Source organism: Turicimonas muris, from assembly GCF_002221595.1.
Classification (GTDB): Bacteria; Pseudomonadota; Gammaproteobacteria; order Burkholderiales; family Burkholderiaceae_F; genus Turicimonas; species Turicimonas muris.
This window is the reverse complement of record NZ_NHMP01000003.1, coordinates 56,844-73,567: the sequence shown is the minus strand read 5'-3', so window position 1 is coordinate 73,567 and position 16,724 is coordinate 56,844. Positions and strand designations below refer to the sequence as shown.

At 44.4% G+C, this 16,724-nt stretch carries 12 protein-coding genes; 10 read left to right on the top strand and 2 right to left on the bottom strand.

The window, feature by feature from the left end; translation table 11 throughout:
* Window positions 1-168: 168 nt before the first annotated feature.
* From ADH67_RS05630 to ilvC, 4 genes are all read left to right on the top strand, one after another.
* On the top strand, window positions 169-1,842 hold the full coding sequence (locus ADH67_RS05630; protein ID WP_158212630.1) for an ATP-binding response regulator: 1,674 nt from the start codon (window positions 169-171) through the stop codon (window positions 1,840-1,842).
* Window positions 1,843-2,046: 204 nt separating this feature from the next.
* The gene (ilvB, locus tag ADH67_RS05625; protein ID WP_066592905.1) at window positions 2,047-3,789 is read left to right on the top strand and encodes a biosynthetic-type acetolactate synthase large subunit; all 1,743 of its coding nucleotides are present in this window, start codon (window positions 2,047-2,049) and stop codon (window positions 3,787-3,789) included.
* Window positions 3,790-4,284: an acetolactate synthase small subunit gene (gene ilvN / locus ADH67_RS05620; RefSeq protein ID WP_066592903.1), complete on the top strand. Its 495-nt coding sequence runs from the start codon at window positions 3,790-3,792 to the stop codon at window positions 4,282-4,284.
* A gap of 44 nt (window positions 4,285-4,328) precedes the next feature.
* Window positions 4,329-5,345, top strand: a complete 1,017-nt coding sequence (gene ilvC, locus ADH67_RS05615) for a ketol-acid reductoisomerase (RefSeq protein ID WP_066592902.1) — start codon at window positions 4,329-4,331, stop codon at window positions 5,343-5,345.
* 66 nt (window positions 5,346-5,411) lie between these two features.
* Here ilvC and ADH67_RS05610 read toward each other — a convergent pair whose 3' ends face one another.
* Window positions 5,412-6,056 (bottom strand): DedA family protein, encoded by a 645-nt coding sequence (locus ADH67_RS05610; protein ID WP_084081473.1) that lies wholly within the window; start codon window positions 6,054-6,056, stop codon window positions 5,412-5,414.
* A gap of 622 nt (window positions 6,057-6,678) precedes the next feature.
* Here ADH67_RS05610 and ADH67_RS05605 point away from each other — a divergent pair.
* A complete protein-coding gene (locus ADH67_RS05605; RefSeq protein WP_084081472.1) occupies window positions 6,679-6,837 on the top strand; it encodes an ESPR-type extended signal peptide-containing protein in 159 nt (52 codons plus the stop codon).
* A 249-nt stretch (window positions 6,838-7,086) separates the two neighbouring features.
* On the opposite strand, the gene ADH67_RS13255 is transcribed toward ADH67_RS05605, so the two are convergent.
* Window positions 7,087-7,599 (bottom strand): hypothetical protein, encoded by a 513-nt coding sequence (locus tag ADH67_RS13255; RefSeq protein WP_158212629.1) that lies wholly within the window; start codon window positions 7,597-7,599, stop codon window positions 7,087-7,089.
* On the opposite strand from ADH67_RS13255, the gene ADH67_RS05600 reads away from it, so the two are divergent.
* The 5 genes from ADH67_RS05600 (at window position 7,589) to ADH67_RS05580 (ending at window position 16,723) form a co-directional block, all read left to right on the top strand.
* Window positions 7,589-11,107, top strand: a complete 3,519-nt coding sequence (locus ADH67_RS05600; RefSeq protein ID WP_158212628.1) for an autotransporter family protein — start codon at window positions 7,589-7,591, stop codon at window positions 11,105-11,107. The two genes, ADH67_RS13255 and ADH67_RS05600, sit on opposite strands and share 11 nt — an antisense overlap.
* A 684-nt stretch (window positions 11,108-11,791) precedes the next feature.
* On the top strand, window positions 11,792-12,082 hold the full coding sequence (locus tag ADH67_RS05595; protein WP_066591529.1) for a hypothetical protein: 291 nt from the start codon (window positions 11,792-11,794) through the stop codon (window positions 12,080-12,082).
* Window positions 12,079-12,435, top strand: a complete 357-nt coding sequence (gene tnpB / locus ADH67_RS05590) for an IS66 family insertion sequence element accessory protein TnpB (RefSeq protein ID WP_066591535.1) — start codon at window positions 12,079-12,081, stop codon at window positions 12,433-12,435. The genes ADH67_RS05595 and tnpB overlap by 4 nt, the downstream gene beginning before the upstream one ends.
* A 177-nt stretch (window positions 12,436-12,612) precedes the next feature.
* Window positions 12,613-14,634, top strand: a complete 2,022-nt coding sequence (locus tag ADH67_RS05585) for an IS66 family transposase (RefSeq protein ID WP_066592895.1) — start codon at window positions 12,613-12,615, stop codon at window positions 14,632-14,634.
* 289 nt (window positions 14,635-14,923) lie between these two features.
* On the top strand, window positions 14,924-16,723 hold the full coding sequence (locus ADH67_RS05580) for an IS1634 family transposase (protein ID WP_066592893.1): 1,800 nt from the start codon (window positions 14,924-14,926) through the stop codon (window positions 16,721-16,723).
* The last annotated feature ends 1 nt before the right edge of the window (window position 16,724 follow it).

Below are 16,724 nucleotides of genomic sequence, written 5' to 3'. Positions count from 1 at the left end.
AGTTATGATCCTCGAGACTTGGGCCTGACTGCGCCCGACCTTAAAAAGAAGCTTCAATTAAGCCAATTAGCGCAAATGAAGCATCATTCCTCCGCTTCAATTCTTACCCGGTTTATTTTTTGTGTGCTCTTCGCATGTCTGACTTGGGATTCGATAGGCGGGGGAGTAATGGCACTATGGGTTGGCTTTGTACTGATGCACAGTCTTGCCGGGATTAAATCGACAGATGATTTTTTTGAGTGCCCCGACGTTGAGAAGCAGTTCAAGTTCTGGAAAAACCGTTCTCTTCAAATGGTTTTTGTTTCCGGATTGTCATTCGGTTTTGCCGGTTTCTATTTCATGATTCCGGGCAATACTGAAGTTCAAATGCTTGTTATCGCCTTAATTATTGGTGTTTCTTTCGGAAGCATGTCTCTTTATGCATGTTGGCTTCCTGCATTCTGGGCGTTCCTCCCGACAGTACTGCTGCCGACGATGGTCAAGCTGGCGATGATTTATAACATCTCTTTTGGAGTGGCTGCCTTTTGGGTTGGAATTATCCTTCTTATCCTCTGGTACTTCTCAACGCGCCTCAATGAGATTTACTCTCTGTCTCTATTCAGAAATTTTGAGAAAGAGTATCTGGTAGAAGAGTTAGTCCAGCAGCGCCAGGCCGCTGAACTGGCAAAAGAAGCCGCAGAAATGGCCATTGTGTCTAAAACTAAGTTTTTTGCTGCGGCCAATCATGACTTAAGACAGCCTTTGCAGGCCATGGGCATTTTTATTTCTGTGCTGGAAGCTCAAGTCCCGCCTGACAGTAAGCCTTTGGTCGATAATCTATCCCAAGCATGTAATCAGGTAGCAACTTTGGTGGATCAAATTTTGATCCTCTCAAAATTGGATTCCAGAAGCATCAAAATCAATCCCACAACCTTCTCTTTGGATGAAGTGTTTGAGGAAATGAAGATCGAGTTCTCATCCGTCGCTGAAACCAAGGGGATCCAATTTGTTCTTGATCCCATTTCTGCGACTATCTGCACCGATGCCCAGCTTCTTGAACGAGTTATTAGAAATTTGCTTTCGAACGCTTTCAGATACACCTCATCGGGAAAAGTGGTTTTAAGAGCAAGATGCGGGTTGAAAGATACTTTGGTTATTATCGTTGCTGATACCGGCAATGGCATCGATAAGTCTGAAAAGCAGGATCTCTTCAAAGAATATTACCGAGGAAAATCCGGATACCAGGCAAAAGAGGGTTATGGCTTAGGACTTTCTATTGTCAAAAAGATTTGTGATTTGCTGGACTTCTCTATTTCTTTCCGGTCCAAGAAAGGTTCAGGTACAGTCTTCCGTGTCGTTGTGCCTCTTTCGAGAGATTTGCATCAGGTCAAATTACTTAATAAACCGGAGCACTCTAAATCTTTCTTCTCGCTGAAAGGCAAGAGAATATTGATTATCGAAGATGATCCTTTAATCCGCCGGAGTGTTCAGGCTTTATTAGAAGCTTGGGGTGCAAAGGTTAAAGTTGCGGAACACTATGATGCTCAGCTTGCAGCGGAAATCGTGGTTTCTAATCCATTGGATCTGATATTGACTGACTTTAACTTAGGGCCCGGACATTTGACAGGGCTTCAGGCAACACTGCGTATAAGAAGCGCTGTCGGTAAGAGGATTCCTGCCATTGTCATGAGTGCGACTCCGAGAGAGGAGGTCATGAGACATTATGAAGAAGAGACGGAAGGTTTAAATTTCAGCGAATACGGTACTGACCTAACTGATTTGCCGACAATTCTTCAAAAACCTGTTTCACCGAACGAAATCAATAAAGCTATTTCAAGGCTTTTGAATACGAAGCACACTTAGTACAAATACTATTCTGTTTTTTCTGACAAAGGTTAGATTTGAGCTATTCTAAATGCACTCTTTTAACCAAAAAGGCCCAATTCGACAGTCTGAGTTTTTACCAAAATTAGATGGATCGAAGCACTAATCGAATAGCTCGTCGTCTTTCAAAAAAAGATAGTGAGCCGTCCGATCAATTTCCCAAGGACTTTGAAAGGATTTTTAATGAATCAGAACGGTGCGGAAAAAAACGCAGAAGTATTAAACGGATCAGAAATACTGGTCCGAGCTTTAGCTGAAGAGGGTGTAAAGCACGTCTTCGGCTATCCGGGTGGGAGCGTCTTAAACGTCTTTGACGCTATTTTCAAACAAGATAAATTCAAGCACATCCTTGTCAGGCACGAACAAGGTGCCGTCCACGCAGCAGATGCCTATTCACGTTCCAGCAACAAAGTCGGCGTTGCTCTAGTAACCAGCGGTCCGGGAGCAACGAATGCCATCACGGGAATTGCCACGGCTTATGCTGACAGCATTCCGCTTGTCGTCTTTACAGGTCAGGTCAATACTGGTGCAATTGGTCAAGACGCTTTCCAAGAAGTGGATACCATCGGCATTACCAGACCTTGTGTTAAGCACAATTTCTTGGTTAAGGATGTTCGAAATCTCGCCGAAACAATTAAAAAGGCTTTCTATATCGCCAAGAGCGGCCGTCCCGGTCCTGTTGTGATTGATCTTCCGAAGGATATTACAGCCGCAAAATGCGAATACTCTTATCCAAAAGACATTGATATTCGCTCTTACAGACCGATTTCAAAAGGCCACTTAGGGCAAATTAAGAAAGCTCTTCAACAATTAATCAATGCAGAAAGACCGCTTATTCTTGTTGGGGGCGGCGTAATCTCTGCAAATGCCAGCGAACTGCTCCAGCGCTTTGCCAGTGAACTTGGTGTTCCGGTCAATTCCACTTTGATGGGCTTAGGCTCTATTAAGTCCGGTGACAAAAAATTCCTCGGCATGGTTGGAATGCACGGAACATATGAAGCCAATATGGCAATGCAGAACTGCGATTGCTTGGTTGCTATCGGCGCACGATTTGACGATAGAGTTGTCGGTTTGCCGAGTAATTTTGCTCAGCCCGGCAGAAAGATTATTCATATCGACGTGGATCCGTCAACAATCTCTAAGCGTGTGAAAGTTGATATTCCAATCGTCGGAGATGTGAAAGTCGTTTTGGCAGACATGCTGAACCTTCTTGATGAAATTCCGGAACGTCCGGATGCTGAAAAGATGGCTGCATGGCAGAACAAGATCGATGAATGGCGCAAAATTGACTGTCTGCATTATGAGAAGAGCGACAAGGTTATTAAGCCGCAGGAAGTGCTGGAGAAATTACAAGAAGTTGCCGGCCCAGATTTAATCGTGGCTAGTGATGTCGGTCAGCATCAGATGTGGTGCGCTCAGTTCCTGAACTTCACTAAACCAAGACATTGGCTGAGTTCGGGCGGTCTTGGCACCATGGGAGTCGGTCTGCCTTATGCAATCGGGGCCTGCGTTGCAAATCCCGATAAGCAAGTTGTCTGCATTACCGGAGACGGCTCTATTCAAATGAATATTCAAGAGCTGGCAACTGCTAAGCAGTTAGGCATCAATCCGAAGATTATTATTCTCAATAATAATTACTTAGGAATGGTTCGTCAGTGGCAGGAACTCGAGTATTCCGGGCGCTATTCTCACTCTCACATGACACCGACTCCGGATTTCAAAGTATTGGCTGAGGCTTACGGTCATGTCGGAATCGTTGTTGAACATCCAAGTGAATTGGAAGGGGCGTTGAAAGATGCTTTCGGAAAATACAAGGATGAATTAGTGCTTCTCGACATTTGCGTCGATCCTACTGAAAATGTTTGGCCGATGGTTAAGGCCGGCAAAGGTCTTACAGAGATGCTTCTTGGCTCGGAGAAAATTTAAATGAATAGACATGTGATTTCCGTTCTTTTAGAGAATGAACCAGGAGCGCTCTCTCGTGTTGTGGGCTTATTTTCTGCCCGCGGCTATAACATCGAGTCTTTGACCGTTGCTCCTACAGAAGATCCGTCCATTTCAAGAATGACGATTATCAGCCTCGGTAATGATGAACTTATTGAACAGATTACTAAGCATCTGAATCGTCTGATTGAAGTCATTAAGGTGGTCGATCTGACCGAAGGCGAACATTCCGAAAGAGAATTAATGCTCGTCAAGGTTCACGCCGTCGGAAAAGAAAGAGAAGAAATGAAGCGCTTAAGCGATATTTTCCGCGGACGAATCATTGACGTTACAGATAAAACATACACCATTGAGCTAACCGGGGACACAGGCAAGCTTGACGCATTCCTCAAAGCCATTGATCCGGCAAGCGTACTTGAAATGGTGAGGACCGGTGCGTGCGGCATCAGCCGCGGCGACCGCGTGTTAAGAGTTTAATTTTTTGTTTCTTATAACTACTTTTATTAAAAAGGAATTATTAAATGCAAGTTTATTACGATAAAGACGCTGACCTCTCTTTGATCAAAGGCAAAAAGGTTGCGATCATCGGTTATGGTTCCCAAGGCCATGCACACGCTTTGAACCTTCATGATTCCGGCGTGGATGTTGTTGTCGGCGTAAGAGAAGGCGGAGCTTCTTGGAAAAAAGCTGAAGCAGCAGGCTTGAAAGTTGCTTCTATCGAAGACGCAACAAAAGGCGCTGACGTTGTCATGATCCTTCTTCCGGACGAACACATTGCTGAAGTTTATAAGAAGCAGATTGAACCGAACCTCAAAGAAGGTGCTGCTTTGGCCTTCGCTCACGGCTTTAACGTTCACTATGGCCAAGTTAAACCGCGTGCTGATTTGGATGTTTGGATGGTAGCTCCAAAGGCTCCGGGCCACACAGTCCGCAGAACTTACACAGAAGGTTCAGGCGTTCCTCAGTTGATCGCTGTTTATGCCGATAAGTCCGGCAAAGCACGTGACGTTGCTATGTCTTATGCTGCAGCTAACGGCGCAGGTAAAGCAGGCATTATTCAGACAACTTTCAAAGAAGAAACAGAAACTGACTTGTTCGGTGAACAGTGCGTTCTTTGCGGCGGTTTGGCCGAACTTATCAAGACTGGTTTCGAAACATTGGTTGAAGCCGGTTACGCTCCTGAAATGGCTTACTTCGAATGCTGCCATGAGCTCAAGCTTATCGTTGACTTGATCTACGAAGGCGGCTTGGCTGATATGAACTACTCTATTTCCAACAACGCTGAATTCGGCGGATATGTAACAGGACCTAAGGTCATTACTGACGTTGCCCGCAACGCTATGAGAAAGGCTCTTAAAGAGATCCAAGACGGTACATACGCTAAGGAATTCTTGTTGGAAAACAAGGTTGGTGCTCCGAAGCTTGGTGCTATTCGCAATCAAACAGCTGCTCACCAGCTCGAACAGGTCGGCAGCCGTCTGCGCAAGATGATGCCTTTCATCTCCGCTCACAAGCACATCGACCGCTCTAAGAACTAATCTTTAGTTTTTTCAAGTCATTGAAAAGCCCGGTGTCATGCCGGGCTTTTCCGTAAGGTGTTTGGTCTATTTCTCTTTCCTTTTCTTGTAAACGGCAGACCCAAGAATCCCTACAATAACAATCAGAATGCTTCCGACTACCAACCAGGAAAGATTGTCCTTGATAAAAGGAATTGAGCCGAGCCAGTAGCCGAGAGCGGTTGAAATACAGGTCCATGCCAAGGCACTCAAAGCGCTGTAAATGTTAAAAAGCATAAAGTTCATCTTTGAGGAACCGGCTACGACAGGGATAAGAGAGCGAATAAGAGGAATGAAGCGAGCGAGGGCTACTGCATTGCCGCCGTGCTTGTCAAAAAAGAGCTTGGCCTTTTGAAGATTTTCTTGATTAAACCATTTGCTGGATTCGTGGGTGAAAAGTCTTTTACCAATCCAAGCTCCAAAGAGAAATCCGACAATATTTCCAAAAAGCGCACCTACCGTTGAGCCGAGAATGACAGCCCAGGGATCAAGAACGCCGGCAGCGGCTGTTGCACCGGCGACGAATAGCAGAGAATCTCCTGGAAGGAAAGGACCGGTAAAAAACACACCCGATTCTAAGAAGAAGATAAGACCAAGAACCACATACAACCACAGGCCATAGGTCTCGTGCATATGGCTCAAAAACAAATCTACATTGGTGAATAACTCCATGAACACGGCGGTACCTTCCACTCTCTTTCATTCTTATTTCTTCTGAAATAGTAGAGAGAAGAGGAGGAGAACGGGGGAATTTCATGCCATTGTGGTGACATTGAAAAAATATCCAGATTCTGAGATCGTCCTGTGTTTGATATTAGTTTCGCAGATAGGCGTTGTCTACCAAACTTGAAGTCTTTTTCAGTGATGTAACCAAAATTTATCAAAAGTTACTAAAGACGGAAAAATCTTCCAATTTAAAAAAACGACCCGAATATATAGATCTCAGAGATATTGATGGAGTATCTCTGAAGAAACCTTGTTCGCTTGAATGATGCGAAGAGTTTTCGGTCTGTTGTTAATTAGGGATGACACAGAGTTAGGATAGAACCGTCCGTGTATCGCATTGATTATTTGTGATTTTTTTACCTTGAAGAGGATAAGGCAAAATATAATTAACTAACGACATCACAAAAAATGTTTTGACTTAAAAAGCAAACGAACGAAAAATCTTAGTTAAAAGACTCTTAGAAATATCCCTTAGGTGGCTAGCCAGATATGGTTATTAACGTTGCGGAGGGTATGCATTTTAAGAATTTGATGATAAACTTGCGCTGGGAGTTAAATTGCTTGATGTATATCCCGTGGAGTAATAAGTATGAATAAAGCTTTTAAAGTTCTTTGGAATGATGCAAGAAGAACTTTCGTTGTTTCCTCAGAGACTAAGATGAGTCGCGGAAAATCTACGAAAGCTTCTAAGAAAATGTTGGTAATTAGCTTAGCGGGCATTCTGGCCTGTACATTAGGGGGGGGGTAAACTATTTGCGGCTGACTTAGAATCAACATTTGATATTAATAATGACAACCTCGCCCAAATAGGCACAACAAAATTCCATTCTGGTAATGGACAGATTGTAAACGCTCAAACAAACGGTAGCGCAAGAAATCTCCTAAAGGCGTTACTCAGCAAAGATCTCGGAAATATTCGCTCAGCTCTTGGATACGACGGCAAGAACGCAACGATGGTTGGTCTTGCTGGGGGAACGAATTTTATAGATGGGAGCACTCAGAGCCTCCTTTCCCTTGCTGCATATGTTAAACCCGCCATTAAACCAATCTCAGAAATAATCAAAAAACAATTTACGGCTGTTAAGTCGGAAGAAGCTCTTTTACTTGAAAAAGATACAGCGATAACAGTCGGAGGGACCTCTGCAAATCCTCTCATTCTCTCCTCCGTTGGTGGTGATAGATTAGTAAATTTAGGCCTCGCTTCTTCAGAAGGGGTGAAAAGAACCGTTATTCGAAAAGGAAATTCATCTATTGTGATGAATTCAGGAAATAGCCTTCTTATGACTGGCGGTAGTTCGGCTATAAATGTTGGAGATATCGCAAAAGCTAAAGCAGGCTTTCTCCAAGTTTCGATCTCTGCCGATCTTACTTCTGTCAATCTCGATGGTAACTCCTCCGTTAGTTTATTAGGTTCTTCTTCATCTATTGGGACAATGGCAGGAGGCTCGGCTATAGCCTTAGGTGGAAGTGCTGCATCTACAATAACCGGACAAACTAAGTTGTTAGTCAACACAATAACAAAGGAGGAGGGTTTTGAAGGCGTCACTGTGGGTGCGATGGGCGGCGGATTGGCTGTTAGCGCCTTTGGCGGAATCGGCACTTCTGAGATTGGTAAAGATACTCTCGTGGACGTCAAATCTGGTGTGAATTTAGCTGTGTTTGGCGGAGGGTTGGCTGCTTCAGTTCAGTTTCCGAAGGAAAATGTTGAAGGTTTAATTCCAGATTCTTACAAAGACAATATCGAGCTTAATAAGGACGCTTTTCAAAAAGGTGGAACTGCAACAGCCACATCTCAAAACATTCAATTAAATTTAGCTAAGAACACATCGAATGCTTTAGTCTTTGGTGGAGGTTTTGCTGCAGCATATCAGTATGACGATGCAACTGAACCTACGAGTGCTACTGCTAAGACCGGCAACGTTAACATTTTGATCGGAGAAGAAGGTGCCGAGCCTGTTTTTCCTTCTAACGGAGATAAAGCCAAATATCTCAAAGGTCTCAAAGAATCTATAACGAGTCTACAGGCCCTAAACAAAGATAATTTTAAAGATAAAGCAGAAGCTACCGCTCAACATCTAATCACAACGTTGGCCTCTGAACCAGGGGTTAATGTCGGTGTCTTAGGCGGAGGAATGGCTCTGGCTTGGTCTCGTAACAAGGTGTCGGGAGAATCGACTGCAGTTTCTGCTCCTAACGCAACTGCCGCGACGGGCGACGTTACTATTGATGTGCTGAGCGGTTATACAGTTGGAATTTTTGGAGGCGGTTTTGCAGCTGCTTCTGGAGATGCGGCTGGTTCTGTCGCAGAGAAACCCAAAGCAGAGTTGGCTAAAACAGAGGTAAGGACCCTAACAGTTAATTTCAAGGGCGGTGAGACTATTGGAGCGATGGGTGGCGGAATTGCGGTTGCGACTGGCAGCGGTGATATGAATTTCGGTACTAGTGCCGTCGCCAACGTCGGTACGGTTAACTTGAATGTTCAAGGCGGTTCTGTTGATGGAATTATTGGTGGAGGTTATTCCGTCGACGATACAAATCCGGTAGTCAACAATCAACCGCAGGCAGCCAAGAACGCTAGCTCGATAGTAGATACCATCAACATTACAGCAACTTCCGGAAAAGTCGGGCGCTTAGCGTTTGATGTAGCTTTTGGCAATAATCAAATGCCACCATTCGAGAAAACTCAGCCTGGCTTTAGAGATTATCTCGATTCGATGACCTATGCCATGATCAACGGGCAGGCTGGTATTATCGGCGGTGGCATCGCTTCGGGTCTGCGTAATGAGGCCGAACCTCAGGGCGGATCTCATGTCAATACAGTCAATATTACGATAGCCGGTAATACTGTAGTCGGTGCAGATGATGACAATTACCGCGCGAATATTTATGGCGGAGGCCTTGCGACTGAAGGCGCACTGTCTACAGTAGGAACCGTAAATATTCAAATTGGGGACAATTCTTCTGAAGGGCCCGTCATCAACGGCGATATCTATGGGGGTGGTATTGCATTAGATGGTATGTATCGTAATGCTCCTTATTACAATAACGCTCAGTCAAAAGTTGGTTCAGTCAATATTGTTATCGCCAGCGGTACGGTAAATGGAGACATCTATGCAGGCGGAAGAGTTATTAGTTCGGAAAAAGATATTAATCGGAATGAGGCTTCTTCGATCGTCGAAACCTCCCATGTGACTTTATTGAAGGACGACGTATTCAAAGGCAAGAACATTGATGCCGCCGGAGTCGTTGGAGATGCGATTCTTACTCTTGGGGCTGAGGAGTTCGATTTAAGCAACGTTACTGTTAAAGGTTTTAATAAAGTTGAGACGGCTGGTCACGTAGATAATCTAACATTTGATTTTGGCGAAAAGAATGAGGCTACATTTGCTGGTGTTTTCGATATTGCAGAATTAAAAGCTCAAACTCCTTCTAAGCTGACGATTGCTGATTCCGGGATCGTTGCCCTTACTAAAGCCCCCGCTGCTGACATTATGTTCCATGCTGCTAATGGAGTCCTGGCGTTAGGAGATAAGGCCAACGCTAAATCATCCGCTCAGAAGCTCTCTACCTTTAATGCCATCCCCGGTTTGTATCTGGCCGGAAACGTTGACTTAACTAACGTCAATGCAGTGATTGGAAATGCTCCAGAAGCTAATGTTGTGACCCGCGCAGCTAATGAGATATCAGGTGTAGTGATTGGCAGCAACGGGTCAGTGATGGCCGATGCCGGAGCAGATACAGCGGTGACAAACGGATCTATCTCCGGAACCAAAACAAGCGGTCTGTATTTTATTAATGTTGCTGATGCAAGCAAAGACAACAAGAAGGTTGTGTTTGGATCGGACAGTCTTAATGGGTTTGACTTAGACAATAACATCGCTGTTGACAACGTCCGTTACGAAGCAATCAACAATGACAATACGTTTACGTTTGCTCATATTAAGGATGAGTCCAAGCTTAAAGATTTGGGTGTAGATGGTTTTAATCCGTATGCCTTCGACCTTATTGAGTTCCAAAACGATGAAGCTTCGAAACATATTCAGTCACTGCTTGACCAGCAGAATCCGATGATTAGCAGTAGTGCTCATCGTCACGCTCAGTTGAATGCAGCATTTAATCTGGCTACAGCCGGAGGAGCACAGACAGCGGGTATCGAAGGAATTATGCTTGGTCTGGAACAAGTATCTAAACGGGCAGCTCTGACAAATACTTTTGTTGACGGCTGGACCGGCTTTGCAGAAATTACCGGCACTCAGATTGAGCTTGGGAGCGGTTCGGGAATGGCAGAGACAAAGACCAAACTTGGCGGTTTGGCTGCCGGCGGTGAGTACACCACAAATGATTGGACATTTGGTGGGCTCCTGAATCTTGGCACCGGTAATGTCAAAGGTCACGGTAATAACGCCGGAGTTAAAAACAATGTCGATTTCTACGGCTTGCAAGCTTATGCCGCGAAACGTCTCGGTATGTTCAATCTTGTTGGTCAAGCCGGTTGGATGTTATCCAAGAATGATGTGAAACACTACATGGGAGATTCAGCCAAGATGGACGTTAATGTCTTCACAGTAGGAGGTCGAGGTGAAATGGGCCTTGCTGTGTCAGACAATGTGACAGTCATTCCTTATGTTGGCATGAACTACTTACGTGTTCACACAGACGGTTATTCAACGAAGAAGGGCTTCAAGGTTGATAAGGTTAGCCAAAATCTTGGCAATCTTCCAATTGGCGTTGCAGTAAAAGGAAATATTGCAACAACATCCGGCTGGCAAGTTAAGCCCGTTGCTGATGTTGCTTACGTCCGCACCTTTGGGGACACCAACGTTAGGACGGATACAGGCGTAGGGGCAGCTAAGATGGCTACTAACCTGGATGTCTGGTCTAAGAACGTTGGCCGAGGTCGTGTGGGCCTGGAAGTATCTAAAGACAACTTGAGTGTCGGCTTATCTTTTGGTGGAGCTAGAGGAAACGATAACTACAAGGAAGTTTTTGGTAAAGTCGGCGTCAAATATACATTCTAAAAATAAGCGTCACATAAGCTGCCGTCTTTGGGGTTTTGTCAGCTCTAAAAAGCTCTCTTTCCGGTGATAGTCACTGGAAAGAGAGAAATAGATAGCATTGTTGGCCGAGCAGGTGTTGCTTCTGAAAATACATTCACAGAGAACAAAGGTACAGTCTAAGCAAAACATCTCTTCTTCACGATAGAGAACGTAGTGCTGTCCACCTTACCCGCCAATAGCTTGAAATGTACCCACAAGGATGCTCCAGACGCATTTTGGAGGAATTTGCCGTCAGAGGCACTTTAATCAGACAAAGAATTTTTTCCATATTGACAAAGGAGGAAAGCAAATGCACTTCCTCTCAGCAATGGATGGGCAGTCAGCACCGGATTTCGCCGTACCTAAGAAATTCTTTATTGATTAGAGATGAAAATCTTTTTCGACAAATTGTTGTACTTGTAAGTATTTAGACCAAAAAAATTTTTGATTTATCTCAGCTTTTCTATATTGGTCAGGGCTTGGAACCTGAATTCCGGACCTCCTAGGTGATAAACCAGGGAGGTTCTTTAATTCCTATGGCTTCCAAAGTTAATCTTATTTTCTTTGGAATTAAGTCCCAATAAAAGTAAGGTTCCCATGACTGTGATGAATATTTTCTAGCGAAGGTGAAAAATTGGCTTATTGAACAACCGAGAGGAGTTTTACATGAGCCAAGCCGACTACGTTCTTTCCTTTCCATCCGTTACAGTGGAAGCCAATCCGAGCCCAACAGTTGTCCCCGACGAACTTGAGGCAGCCGAGCAAGATATGCAAGAAGACGAGGTTGAGATATTTGAAATCGAGCCGGCCGCAGTAGAAAAGCCGGCAGAATTAGGACCAGCCTCGAAGCAAATTACCGTTTCTGTAAGATCGGAGGTTACTGTGAGCTATGAAACGGCGGATCCTAGCCTTGAAGCCAGAGGTTTGATAAAGATGCTTCTCGGAGTGCAGTCATGAGTTTTCTGAACTTTAAAGGCTGCAAGATTACGGTCGTCACCACTGCCACTGATCTACGAGCCGGTTACTTTAGACTGGAAGCCTTTGCTAGAAGCACTCTTAATATAGACATCTGCTCGGGCAATCATTGTGTTGTGTTTTTATCTCGTACACGGGCGCTGGCCAAGATTATCGCAGCTGACCAGTCGGGAATGACTTTGATAACCAGACGGCTGCATCATGGGAGCTTCCAACAGCTAATGAGTCTTCTTGACAGCCCGGCTAAAAGAAGCCTAACAGCTGAACAGCTCGTATCCTTTTTAAATGGAAAACGCATTGAAGGAGCCCGCAAAAACTACTTTAAGGAACAATAAGTTGTAACACTTTGTTTGATAACCAGCGTTAAAAAAATCCATCCTATAAACCTTGATCACCAAGGCTTTTAGCCATGGTATTTGAGAGCTTTGGAGGGGACTGCGAAGGCCGGTTTTAATCTGCTTTCAGTTGCTTCATAATTGAACAGTGTTCGGCATTCCCAACCGGAGAGCAAAGTGTTCAACAAGAAGCAGCTCAAAAATTTGTCACAAGAAGAACTCATTGAGCTTGTGCTTAAAACGGAAAAAGAAAAAGAAGAAATACAGGCGCGATTTCGCGGGCTCTCCACAATTGTCATCAACGCATTTCACAACTGTAAAGAAGTGGCCTTATTAGCCGACAAATATCTGATTGCCGAAGATAAATGGATGGGGCTAGCCATTGAACAGCAGATCAGCCATATGCTTGAATCGCTCAGAGTCTTGGCTGAAAATAGTTCGAGTCAATTTCAAGCGTTACTGGGAAAAGGATCGGAAAAAATTGGCAGGGCTGAGGTTGATAAAGAACTCAAAGAAAACAAAGGCTCGTGGGTTAACGGCAGCAAAGAACTGATAGAGGCCACACGCATCGTCGATCAAGTCGTTAAATCGTTGCCGGAAAACACTCCGTTAGCCGGAGAATTTAAAAGCATCGTCAATGAGCCTGCTGCTTCGATTGCCGCTTTAGAAAAGAAACCGAGCCTTGGGCGCCAAAAGGTAAATCCAAAGGTAAGGAAGCGCACCGTTGTTCCTGCTTCCGACAAAGTTCCTCACTGTAAAGGCTGCACGGAAGAGATGATAAAGCTCTCTAGCTTTGTAGAAACAATAAGAAGAAAGACACTGCCGAAACTGGATAATCTTGAGGCGCTCTCTCAGCGGCAAGATGTTTATGTATGTCCCAAATGCGGACAAGCACATGTCAGGCTCCCGGTCGATGCAGAGCATCCGGTTAACTGCGCACGCACAGTCGGTACATCGATGCTAGTTGAGCTAGCTATGGGACTTTACAGCGGAATACCGCTGCACAGACAGATTAAGGAGCTGCAGCAAAAGCTTTGCTTGGGCCATGACACCGTCTCGTACAACTTGCATGATTTAGCCCGCTTTTACCTGCATCCTCTTGCTCTGCTTTATGAATCCTCTTTAAAGAAAGCCGATGTACTAATCGCAGATGAAACTGTATTTCCGGTGCTTGAAGCTCAGGGAAGAGGAAAGTGTGCCAAGGAGCGCATGAATGAGTCTAAGCTGCGCAAACAGAATTATCTTCTGGCTCTGACAACAGCAGCTTCAGCGCCTGAACAAATATTTATCCTTAAGTATTTACCAAGCCGAAGCGCTCAAGCAATTGGCTCACAAATCACATCAGACTTCCAGTTCAATACTTTAGTAACCGATGGCTATAGCGCCTATGAAACAGTTCTTCAGGCACTAGGCGGGGAAAGAAAGCATCAAAGCTGTTTAATCCACTACCGGCGCAAACTTCTCAGTGCTCTGTTAAGCAGCAGTCTTTTAAAAGAACTTCATCAATCAGCGCTCGGTGAAAAAGAAAAGCTCAAGCAGATGAAGATAAGAGTCCAACAGGCTGAGCCGGGCAGCTGCGTGCTTATCTGTGTTGAGGCACTATCAAAGCTGTATAACCTGCAAGAGGCAATATCGAAGGAAGTCTCGCAGAGGAAGCAGGAGGAATACCGCAGGCGCCAGGACTCTTTATTAACGGCGGTAGACAAAATAATGTCCTATCAAGCCGACAAAATCTGTATAAAAACTCAATCGGGTTTATATAAGAAAGGAGTCGGAGGCGGGTTGTACTCAGCGGCATGCGCTTACTATATGAATTTGCGCAATGAATTTAAGGTCTTTATCGATGACTTCAAAGTACCGACTGACTCTAATCTGGTAGAAAGCCGCTTGAGGCCGGTGACAGTTCTGAGGAAAAACATTTGGTATAAACAATCGGTTGAGTATGCGGTGGATATGTGCGACATCTACTCTATCTTTAAGACGCTCGAACTCAACGGCATAGCCCCAGTGGAATATTTGAAAAAGTACTGTCGGAGCGTCTATGGTCACGTCCTCGATAAGGCTTGGACGGAAGCGTTAAAAGACGGACACGATAAAACCAAGAAGATAGGTTCCTTGGACTTCAAGCACGGACTGGAAGATTACGACCTCAAGCCATGGCTTCCGTCTACCTACAAACAATTGCAAGCAGAGAGCTAATGCCGGAAAATCCACGGCTCTTATCGAGCCATGGGAACCTTACCAATAAAAGAATTGATTGTTTTCTGATTTCCGGCTTGTGACATCTATCACACTCAGGCTTCTTAAGAAGTCTGGGACATCATCGGGCAAAAATTTTGCTTTTTCCCGAGTTTGACACCTATTTTTGCAGATGAGACCAGACGCGCTCTGGGTTCCTCTGCAAAAAATTTACCGTCTTTGTAGCGTAAAAGTAGCGTGTTTTAAAAAATTCAGGTATAATATCCTTACAGTAGTCGGAGTCGGAAAAATGCCTTTGCATGTTTCAGTGGTTAAAGTTAAAAATCATCAATACATCCGTGTCTATTCGAGTTATCGAAATGAAAAAGGACAACCTCGTTCTCGAATAATTGAAAACCACGGCAGACTTGATGCCGCTTTAGAAAAAGATCCTCAGTATGTGGAAAGACTCAAAGAACGCATTGCTAAGGAGAATGCTCTAGAAGCTCAGAACAAATCTCTGGAACTTGAAAATCAAGCCAAAAGAAGAATGGATAAGTTGGCTGATTCTGCTAAAGGTCTTAACGAGAAACCGGGCAATTTCAAGAGCCTCAATGTTGGCTCGGCTCTTATAAGGAAGGTGTGGTTAGATTTAAAAATGCCGGAGATGTTCCGCCATCTTCAAAAAGGCAGAAAAATCCAATATCCCTATGACCAGACTGCTTACCTTCTGACTGAGCAGAGGTTCTTAAATCCCTCAAGTAAGTTGAAAAGCTTTAATAACCGTGCTCATAGCATCATTGATCACGGCCAAGTCGATCATCTTGAAGATTTGTATAAAGTTCTCGATGTGCTTCAAGAAGATAAGAAAACCATCGTCAGACATTTAAATAAAGAAATCCAGAAAAGAACAAAAAGGACTGTCACGGCTGCCTTTTACGATGTGACCACCTACAGTTTTGAGAGCCGCAGTGTCTCTGAATACAAGGATTTCGGTCTAAGCAAAGATCATAAGGTTAACGAGGTTCAGGTCGTGCTTGGACTTGTTATGGATGAGAACGGCATCCCCATTGACTATGAACTCTTTGCAGGCAACACCAGTGAATTCGAGACGATGGTGCCGTTGATTAAGAAAATAAAAAATACCTATCATCTCAAACAGCTGATTGTGGTTGCTGACCGTGGTTTGAATTGCGCTGAGAACCTATTTGCTCTCAAAGAAATTGGCTGCGACTTCGTTATTGCTCAGAAATTTAAAAACTCTGCAGCGGAAATAAAGGCTCAAATTTTGGATCCTGACAACTGGGAGGAGTTTATTTGCAAAGACGACGGAGAGGTTAAGTGTCAATATAAGACACTCAATGTGACTCAGGAACTGCACGAGAGGAAAGAAAGTCCGACTACTCATCGCCGGTACCGGGGCCCAAAGGTTCTAGGCACCATGGAACTAAATTGGATCGTCTCTTACAGCCCGGCAAGAGCGGCTAAAGATAAGGCCGATAGAGACAGAGCCATTGAGAAGGCAAAGAAGGCGGTCGATGATCCAAACAGACTTCGAAGCTGCGGGTATAAATCCCTTATTACGATCCCTAAAGGGACCGGTTCTCCTCGTATAAATTGGGACAAAATTGAAGAACAGGCCAAGTGGGACGGTTATTACGTTATTTGTACGAATCTTGAAATTTCGCCTCATGAAGCAACCAGTATTTATCGAAAACTCTGGCAAATTGAAGATTGTTTTAGAGTCTCAAAAACTCATCTGGAAACACGTCCGTGCTTCGTGTGGACGGATCCTCACATTTATGGACACTTCCTTAGTTGTTTTATAAGCCTGGTCATTGAAAAATACATGCTCTTCATGCTTAAAAGGGAGTTAGGCAAAGAAGAAATCACACACGACAAGATGCTTGAGAGCATCAAAACCGCCAGTGTTGTTTACGATGATATTAACCCTCAGGTGCCTCTTTATTTAAGACTGTATGAGGCTGGGTTGTTTGACCGAATGTCCACCGTATTTGGGCTGGACGCTCTCAATCGAGTGGAAACTCCGTCTTCTCTAAGAAGGAAATTACATTTGCCGATTGCAAAAACTTTAGCTACACAGACGTAAT